Origin of the sequence: Actinomadura logoneensis (assembly GCF_003428695.1) — a bacterium.
GTDB classification, from domain to species: Bacteria; Actinomycetota; Actinomycetes; order Streptosporangiales; family Streptosporangiaceae; genus Spirillospora; species Spirillospora logoneensis.
In genome coordinates, this window is sequence record NZ_QURH01000521.1 from 1 (window position 1) to 1,390 (window position 1,390).

At 74.9% G+C, this 1,390-nt stretch carries 2 protein-coding genes; one reads left to right on the forward strand and one right to left on the reverse strand.

Annotation, left to right across the window (positions count from 1 at the left end; translation table 11 throughout):
* Positions 1-81 precede the first annotated feature (81 nt).
* Positions 82-558: an SRPBCC family protein gene (locus DZF91_RS23785; protein WP_235834503.1), complete on the forward strand. Its 477-nt coding sequence runs from the start codon at positions 82-84 to the stop codon at positions 556-558.
* A 20-nt stretch (positions 559-578) separates the two neighbouring features.
* Here DZF91_RS23785 and DZF91_RS23790 read toward each other — a convergent pair.
* A partial coding sequence (locus tag DZF91_RS23790) for an enoyl-CoA hydratase/isomerase family protein (protein ID WP_117359541.1) occupies positions 579-1,390 on the reverse strand: 812 nt, incomplete at its 5' end.

Here is a 1,390-nt window from a genome sequence, read left to right on the forward strand (position 1 = left end):
CCTGCCCGCCCGCCCGTCGCTCGTCCGTCCGCCACCGGATCCGCTTCGGCGGTCCGCCCCCGCGCCGCCCGAGGAGCCGCCGTGACCGTGCCGTCCAGCGTCCCGCCCGCCGTGCCCTCCGCCCCGCCGCCCGCGTACGCCAGCGCGGTCCTGGACGCGCCCGCCGACCGGGTGTGGGCCTACCTGCGGGACTTCGGCAACCTCGCCGAATGGATGCCGGGCGTCGAGACCGGGATGATCGAGGACGGCGGGCCGCCCGACCGGGTCGGCTGCGTCCGCCGCGTCATCGGCCCCGGCGACACGGTGTTCCGCGAGCGGCTGACGTCCCTGGACGACGAGGCCCGCACCTACCGCTACGAGGTGCTGGAGTGCCCGCTGCCGGTCCGGCGGTGCCGCGCCGCGCTGCGGGTCGTCCCGGTCACCGTGACCGGCGGGTCCTTCGTGGAGTGGTCCGCCGACTTCTCGGCGAACGCCGACGACGAGGAGGCCATGGCCAAGACCCTCGCGGTCGGCATCTACGCCACCGGCCTGTCCTCGCTGGCCAGGCGCTTCTCCTGAGACCCGCCGAGCGCGGGGGATCAGTCGAACTTCGGGGGGCGCTTCTCCCGCAGCGCGGCCACGCCCTCCCGGACGTCCGGACCCGCGAACCCCAGGAACTCCATGGCCAGGGACGCGTCGAAGCTCGGCTGCGCCATCCGCAGCCAGCCGTTCAGCGCGTGCTTGGTGGCGGAGATCGCCTCGGCCGGGCCCTCGGCGAGCCGGGTCGCGACCTCCGTCGCGCGGGCGTGCACCTCGTCGTCGTCCACGCACAGGCTGACCAGCCCGATGCGCTCGGCCTCCGCGCCGGACAGGGTGTCGTTGAGCAGCAGGTAGTACTTGGCCTTGGCCATGCCGCACAGCAGCGGCCAGACCAGCGCGGCGTGGTCGCCGGCCGCGACGCCGAGCCGGGTGTGACCGTCGATGATCTTGGCGGTGCGGCCGACGACCGAGACGTCGGCGAGCAGCGCGACCGCCAGTCCCGCGCCCACCGCCGGCCCCTGGACGGCGCTGACCACCGGCTTCGCGCAGTTCACCACGTTCATCACGATGTCGCGGGCCTCGCGCATGATGCGCACGCGGGCGGCGTGGTCGTCCATCATCTCCTCGATCATGGACAGGTCGCCGCCGGCGGAGAACACGGCGCCCTCGCCGCGGACCAGGACCGCGCGCACCTCCGGGTCGGCGTCGACGTCCCGCCAGATCTCCGCCAGCTCGCGGTGCCCGGTGGTGTCGACCGCGTTGAGCCGTCCGGGCGCGCTCAGCGTCACGCGCAGCACGCGCGGCGCGGCCCAGTCGAGCCTGAGGCGTTCGTACCGGTCGTAGCGCGCGTCCCCGGTGGCGTTGCGACCGA